The organism is Roseisolibacter sp. H3M3-2, assembly GCF_029211165.1.
GTDB lineage: Bacteria > Gemmatimonadota > Gemmatimonadetes > Gemmatimonadales > Gemmatimonadaceae > Roseisolibacter.
The window spans coordinates 1-6,989 of sequence record NZ_JARGEK010000265.1 but is presented as its reverse complement, the minus strand read 5'-3'; the positions used below and the strand labels follow the sequence as shown (position 1 = coordinate 6,989).

Below are 6,989 nucleotides of genomic sequence, written 5' to 3'. Positions count from 1 at the left end.
CGGACAGCGGGGCGCGCCCCGCGGACACCGCGCGCGCCGACTCGGCGCGGGCCACGCGTCCCGCGGCCGGCGCTCGGCGCCCCGCCACCCGCATCGAGTTCGACGGGATCCGGCAGCGGCTGACGCTCCTGCAGACGGGGCTCGACGTGCAGGCCGTGGCGCCGAGCCCCGACGGGCGGCAGCTGCTGCTCACCGCGGGCGCCGCGGGGCAGTCGAACCTGTGGCTGTGGCCCCTCGACGAGCTGGCGACGGCGGAGCCGGTGGCGCGCCAGCTCACCAGCACCGCCGGCGGCAAGGCCGACGCGCAGTGGTCGGCCGACGGGCGCGAGGTGTGGTTCCGCGAGAACGGGCGCCCGCAGGCGGTGACGGTCGAGTCGCGCGCGGTGCGCCCGGTGCAGGTGGCCGCCGAGATGGAGGTCGACTTCGCGCGCGAGAAGGACGTCGTGTTCGGGCAGGCGTGGGGGTGGCTGCGCGACCACTTCTACGACGAGAAGTTCCACGGCGCCGACTGGGACGCGGTGCGCGCGCGCGTCGCGCCGCACGTCGCGGCGTCGCGCACCCCCGACGAGCTGCGGCGCGTGCTGGGGCTGATGGTCGGGGAGCTGAACGCGTCGCACCTCGGCGTGAACGGCCCCGGCGGCGGCCCGCCGTCGACCGGGCGGCTGGGCGTGCGCTTCGACCGCGCGGCGTTCGAGCGCGACGGCGCGCTGCGCGTCACCGAGGTGATCCCGCTCGGCCCCGCCGCGCTCGCGGGCGTGCGCGTCGGCGAGGCGCTGGCGGCGGTGGAGGGGACGCCGGTGCGCGCCGGCACCAACCTCGACTCGCTGCTCGCGTACACGGGCGGGCGCCGCGTGTCGCTGACGCTCGCCGGCGCGGGCGGCGCGCGCCGCGAGGTGGCGGTGCGCCCGGTGAGCACGCAGGCCGAAAAGGGGCTGCTCTACCGCGCCTGGGTCGAGTCGCGCCGCGCCTACGTCGAGCAGGCGAGCGGCGGGCGCCTCGGCTACGTGCACATGCCCGACATGAGCGCGGGCTCGCTGGCGCAGCTCTACGCCGACCTCGACGCCGAGAACCTCGGGAAGCAGGGCGTGGTCGTCGACCTGCGCAACAACAACGGCGGCTTCGTGAACGCCTACGCGCTCGACGTGTTCGCGCGGCGCCCGTACCTGACGATGCGCATCCGCGGCGACGAGCCGGCGTCGGCGCGCGCGCAGCTCGGCCAGCGCGCGCTCGAGCGGCCGACGGTGCTGGTGGTGAACCAGCACTCGCTCTCCGATGCCGAGGACTTCACCGAGGGGTACCGCGCGCTGAAGCTCGGCAAGGTCGTGGGCGAGCCGACCGCGGGGTGGATCATCTACACGTGGAACGTGCCGATGCTCGACGGCTCGGTGCTCCGCCTCCCGCGCCAGCGCGTCACCGGCGCCGACGGGACCGACATGGAGCTGAAGCCGCGCCCCGTGGACGTGAGCGTGAAGCGGCCGATCGGGGAGTGGTACTCGGCGCGGGACTCGCAGTTGGACGCCGCCGTGCGCGAGCTGCTGGCGACGATCCAGTAGCGGCGGGAGTCGTCACGACGGGAGTCGCGAAAGCGGGAGTCGTAACGGCGCAGTGCGCACTCACGACTCCCGCTGTTTCTACTCCCGCCGTGACGACTCCCGCCGTTACAGCGGTTTGTAGATGGCCATGTACGCCGCCAGCCCGCCCAGCACGGGGAGCAGCAGGTACACCGGCTTCGCCAGCTCCGGCCGCCGGTACGGGACGAACAGCAGGGCGGCGATGGTGACCCACACGGCGAGCTTCACGAGCAGCCAGCCGGGGAACATCGCGCCGTGGCGGAAGCCGAGGCGCGCCAGCATGCCGAAGCCGCCGATGAGGATCAGCACGACGCCCGTGCCGTGCAACGCGGCGACGAGGCCGCGGGCGCGGTTGGTCTGGCGGGTGCCGCCGTTGAGGGCGTGGATCGCCGTCGCGCCGAGGGCGGACATGACGAGCACGATCCCCACGATGTGGACGACGTTGTAGAAGGCGTGGGAGAACATGCGGGGAAGCTAACGCCGCGCGCGCCGGCCACCGCCCCCCGCCCCTCGTCGCCGCCTCACCGGTAGCCGAAGGCGCGCCCGAGGCGCAGCGCCAGCTCGGGGCCGCGCACCGTCGCGCCGCGCGACACCGGGCCGCGCGCCGCCGCCTCCGCCGTCAACCGGCTGACGCGCCCGAACTCGACGGCGAGGGCGCCCTCGGCCAGCACGTCGCTGCGGCGCGCGACGCCGCCGTCCATCGTCTCCACGCGCGAGCGCGCGGGGCCGGCGCCGAGCGTGAGGACCGGCGTGAGGCGGCGCCCCGTGGCGAGGCGCCAGGCCGCGCGCCCGAGCACGGCCATCGTCTGCTCGTAGCGGTAGTCCTGCACGTAGGTGCCGGTGACGCAGCCGAAGAAGCCGCCGCACCGCGTCTCCTCGCCGAGTCGGCGGGTGGAGGCGTTGCGCACGAGCGCCGCGGCCTCGAGGGCGAGCGGCCCGCGCACCGGCGCGGAGGGCGAGCGCGTAGTCGCGGGCGCCGGCGCTCGTCGCGCCGACCGTCGCGTGCAGCCGCGGGCGGTCCTCGTCGCCGGGCGCGAACGAGGCCGACGCGGCGTAGACGACGAGCGCCGCGGCGACGCCGGCGCCGACGCCGAGGCGCACCGCGTCCTCGTCGCGCATCGGCGACCCCTCGCCGCCAGAGGAGACGTAGCCGGTGGCGAGCACCAGGCCGCCGACCGCGCCCTCGAACACCGGGCGCACGACCGAGAGCGGGCCGCGGCGGCGCGCCGCGCGCGTGGAGTCCTGCGCGCCCGCGCCGGCGGCGCAGGCGAGCGAGAGGGCGAGGAGGACGGCGGTGCGGCGCACGTCAGCGGGGTCGGAGGGTGAGGCCGACGGTGAGCGCGCGGGCCGGCGGGGCGCCGCGCACGGGGACGCGCGTCGTGCCGACGCGCGGGCGGACCGCGAGGCCCGCGTGCGCGGTCCGGACGGCGGGGAGGGGGACGCGCTCCCACGCCTCCGTGCGCGCGAGTCCCGTGAGGGCCCCGACGCCCGCCGCGGGGACCCCGACCGCCAGGCCGACGATGACGCCGGCGTCGGCCGGCGTGATGTGGAACCACCCGCCGTCGGCGGCCTCGTCGTAGGTGGCCGCGGTGAGCACGCCCGCCGCCACCCCGCTGCCGGCGCCGACGAGCGCGTTGCGCGCGACGTGGGTGCGATGTCCCGCCGACCGCCACACGCCGTGCAGGCGCGCCGTCGGGACCGCGAGGGTGTCGGGCCGGTCGCCCTCCCGGACGACCAGCCGCAGCGTGTCGGCGTCGCTCGCCACGACGCTCCCGACCACGCGGGCGCCGGACGGACGGAGGTCGACGCGGACGCGGTCGCCCGGGGCGACGGGCGCCTGCGCCGCCGCCTCCGCGGCGGCGCGGGCGGTGAGCGCGGTGAGCGCGAGGGCGAGGAGGGCGCGGCGCATGGCGGCGCTCACGGCGCGGGCTTCTGCCCGGTGGCGACCCACTGCGCCAGCTCGCCGAAGCCGGACAGCGCCTGCGCCGCCGAGATCGCGCAGTGGCTGGCGCCGAGCGGCGCGCGCTCCAGCAGGTGGTCGGCGGCCCCCGCGGCGACGGCCCGCGCGCGCAGCGCGTCGACGTGGAAGTACGGGACGGCGGGGTCGAAGCGGTTGTGCACCGTGACGACGGGGCGCTGCAGGTTCCCCGTCGGCGTGAAGTGGTGCGACAGGTACGCCTCGGCCGACGGCGCGAGGGTGAAGCGCGCGACCGCCGCGTCGGCGCCGGCGATCAGCGCGTCGAGCGCCGCCGGCGGGAGGGGGCCGACGGTCGCGCCGCGCGCGTAGGTCTCCCCCGCGTTGCCGAACGGCGTCTGCCCGTGCGTCAGCGCGAGCACGTCGTCGATGCCGCGCGAGTGGAACGACAGCGCCCCGTACAGCGAGCCGATGAGCGTCTGCACCAGCATCGGGCCGGGGGCGTGCGGCAGGGGCGTCTGGCGCGTGCTGGCGATCGCGAACAGCCCGGCCGGGTTGGCGAGCGCCGCGTTCGCGACCATCGGGATCGTGATCGGCACCGGCGACGCGACCAGCGGGCTCCCCGGGATGGACGGGAAGAAGTGGCTGGCCAGCGCGCGGACGTGCCCGAGGTACTGCGTCTGGAGCAGCGTGCCGCCGACCATGCCGCACATCAGCAGCGCGCCGTCGTACTGCGCCGGGTACCGCTCGGCGAGGTCGAGGGCGATCGCGGCGCCGAGCGAGTGGCCGACGAGGAGGCTGCGCGCGGCCGGGGCGGGGAGCTGGGCGGCCAGCAGCCCGCGCAGCTGGTGGGTGCGCTGCGCGCCGTCCTTCACCGCGAAGCCGTTGCGGGCGTAGCTCGACGCGGCGACCGCGTACCCCTGCGCGCCGAGCGCCTCGCGGATCGCGTAGAACTCGTCCTGGTCGCGCATCCCGACCTCGGTGCCGGCGTCGCGGAAGCCGTGCGCGTAGTAGACGGCCGTCCCGTTCCAGGCGCGCGGGACGTGGAGGGCGTACTCGGCGCCCGGCCCGGTCTCCCCCTCGACGACGCGGGCCCACGGGCCGGCGGCGGGCTCGGTGACGACGGCGCGCGCCGGCCGGAGCGCGGCGGCGACGGCCGGGGCGGGGACGGCGGTCGGGTCGGCGCAGGCGCCGAGGAGGAGGGCGGCGGCGACGGCGGGGCGGACGGCGGGCATGGGCGGTCTCCGGTGCGGAGGGCGGACGGCCGGCGGTCCCTTCCTTGTGGGCGGACCGGCGGCGGGGTAGCGTCATCCTTCGCGGGACCTCTCTCTGCCGCGTCAAACGCGCATCAAACGGCCGCCATGCTGCGGTTGCGGACCCTCGGAGCGCTCGCGCTGCTCGACGACGGCCGACCGGTCGCCGGCGCCATGTCGCAGCGCCGCCGGCTGGCGCTGCTGGCGATGCTCGCCGCCTCGGACGGGATGGCGCGCGAGCGGCTGGTCGGGTGCCTGTGGCCGGAGCAGGAGGAGGCGCGGGCGCGGCACACCCTGTCCCAGTGGCTCCACCTGCTGCGGCGCGACCTGCCGCCGGGGGCGGTGACCGGGACCGACGAGCTGCGACTCGACCCAAGTGTGCTCCCGAGCGACGTGGCGGAGTTCCGGGAGGCGCTGGCGCGCGGCGACCTGGCGGCGGCGGTGGCGGCCTACGGCGGCCCGTTCGCCGACGGCTTCTCGGTGCCCGACGCGCCCGGGTTCGACCGCTGGGCGGACGGCGAACGCGAGTGCCTGCGGCGTCTGTGGCGCGATGCCGCCCGCCGACTGGCGGAGCAGGACGGGTCGCCGGAGTCGTGGCGGCGGCTCGCGGCCGACGATCCGGCCGACGCGGCGGCGACGCTCGGGCTGATGCGGGCGCTGGAGCGGGAGGGAGACCGGGCGGCGGCGATCGGGCACGCGCGGGTGCACGCGCGGCTGCTGGCCGACGAGTACGAGCTCCCCCCGGACGGCGCGGTGGAGGCCTACGCCGCCGAGCTGCGGGCGGCGCCCCCGAGGACGCCGGCGGTCGCCCCGGTCGCCATCCCGGTCGACGCGCCGGCCGTCGCACCGCTCGTCGCACCGCTCGTCGCGTCGGCCGCGGAGCCCGACCGTCCGGGCGTCGCGAGACGCCGGCCGTGGCGGTGGCCGGCCGCCGCGCTCCTGCTGCTCGCCGCCGCGGCGGCGGCGTGGATGGCGGCGCTCCCCGAGGCGCGTCGGGCGCAGCTGCTCGCCCTGGTCACGCGCGACGCGCTGGCCGCCGAGCCGCGGCGCGTGGTGGTGGCGCCGCTGGAGAACCGGACCGGGGACCCGTCGCTGGACGCGTTCGGCGAGCTGGTGGCCGACCTGACGGCGGGCGAGCTGGCCGGCGCCGGGGAGCTGGACGTCGTCGACGCGCGCACGGCGTCGCTGACGGCGCGGGTGGTGGAGGGGATGCCGCGCCTGCTGCGCGACGGCGACCGCGCGGTGGCGCTGGCCCGCGAGACGGGGGCGGCGACGGTGATCACCGGGCGGTACTACGCCGACGGCGACACGGTGCGCGTCCACGCGCAGGTGGTCGACGCCGCCAGCGGGAAGCTCCGCCGCGCGCTGGGCGCGGTGGGCGGGGCGCGGGACGACCTGCAGGGGCTGGCGACGCGCGTGGGGCGTCGCGCCGCGGCGCTGGTCGCGGCGTCGGTGGACACGTCGGCGGCGGGGGCGGGGGTCGGCCGCGCGCCGCCCATGTCGTACGACGGATACCGCGAGACCAGCGCGGCGTGGGAGCGCTACTACCGCTCCGACTTCGAGGGGGCGTTCGCGCACACCGCGCGCGCGATCGCGCTCGACTCGACGTACATGGTGCCGCGGCTGATGCGCGGCGTCTTCCACGCCGAGCGCCGCGAGTGGGCGGGGCTGGACTCGACGCTGCGCGCGGTGGCGCCGCACGCCGCGGCGCTGTCGGGGCTGGAGCGGTCGGCGTACGCGATGCTGCGCGCGCAGCTGGCCGCCGACGCGGCCGAGGCGCTGCGCGCGGAGCGCGAGCTGGCGCGGAGCGCGCCCGCGTCGCCCGAGTCGCACGCGCACCTGGCGCACGTCGCGGTGGCCGGCGTGCCGACGCCCGAGGCGCTGGCCGCGCTGGCGCCGCTCGCGCCGGACCGCGGCGTGCTGCTGGTGGTCCCCTTCTACTGGAATTGGACGACGGCGGCGCTGCACGCGCTCGGGCGGCACGACGAGGAGCTGGCGGCGGCGCGGCGCGGCGTGCGGCAGTTCCCGACGCGCAACGTGACGCTGCTGAACATGGCGCGCGCGCTCGGGCCGGTCGGGGACGCCGAGGGGGTGCGGGCGCTGGCGCGCCGCGCGCGCGACGAGCGGTGGGACGGCGAGGCGGTGCGCCGCCGCGTGCTGGTGGAGGGGGCGTGGGAGCTGCGGGCGCACGGGCACGCGGCGCCGGCGGCGGCGCTGCGCGCGAAGTCGGAGGCCAAGCGGTCTTAGGAA

The 6,989-nt window shown here is 78.0% G+C and carries 6 protein-coding genes; 2 read left to right on the top strand and 4 right to left on the bottom strand.

Annotation, left to right across the window (positions count from 1 at the left end; genetic code table 11):
• Positions 1 to 1,553, top strand: a 1,553-nt coding sequence (locus tag PYV61_RS18275; protein ID WP_275834261.1) for a S41 family peptidase, incomplete at its 5' end; no start/stop codon positions are given.
• Positions 1,554 to 1,658: 105 nt separating this feature from the next.
• Here PYV61_RS18275 and PYV61_RS18270 read toward each other — a convergent pair.
• The 4 genes from PYV61_RS18270 to PYV61_RS18255 form a co-directional block, all read right to left on the bottom strand.
• Positions 1,659 to 2,036, bottom strand: coding sequence for a hypothetical protein (locus PYV61_RS18270; RefSeq protein WP_275834259.1), 378 nt, complete (start codon positions 2,034 to 2,036; stop codon positions 1,659 to 1,661).
• Positions 2,037 to 2,092: 56 nt separating this feature from the next.
• Positions 2,093 to 2,515, bottom strand: a complete 423-nt coding sequence (locus PYV61_RS18265; RefSeq protein ID WP_275834257.1) for a hypothetical protein — start codon at positions 2,513 to 2,515, stop codon at positions 2,093 to 2,095.
• 362 nt (positions 2,516 to 2,877) lie between these two features.
• Positions 2,878 to 3,480 carry a hypothetical protein gene (locus PYV61_RS18260; RefSeq protein ID WP_275834255.1) on the bottom strand — a complete coding sequence of 201 codons (603 nt, stop codon included), beginning with the start codon at positions 3,478 to 3,480 and terminating at the stop codon, positions 2,878 to 2,880.
• An 8-nt stretch (positions 3,481 to 3,488) separates the two neighbouring features.
• Positions 3,489 to 4,721, bottom strand: a complete 1,233-nt coding sequence (locus tag PYV61_RS18255; RefSeq protein ID WP_275834253.1) for an alpha/beta hydrolase — start codon at positions 4,719 to 4,721, stop codon at positions 3,489 to 3,491.
• 135 nt (positions 4,722 to 4,856) lie between these two features.
• Between PYV61_RS18255 and PYV61_RS18250 the strand changes: the two genes are divergently transcribed.
• Complete coding sequence (locus PYV61_RS18250; protein WP_275834251.1) at positions 4,857 to 6,986, top strand: BTAD domain-containing putative transcriptional regulator; 2,130 nt, start codon at positions 4,857 to 4,859, stop codon at positions 6,984 to 6,986.
• The last annotated feature ends 3 nt before the right edge of the window (positions 6,987 to 6,989 follow it).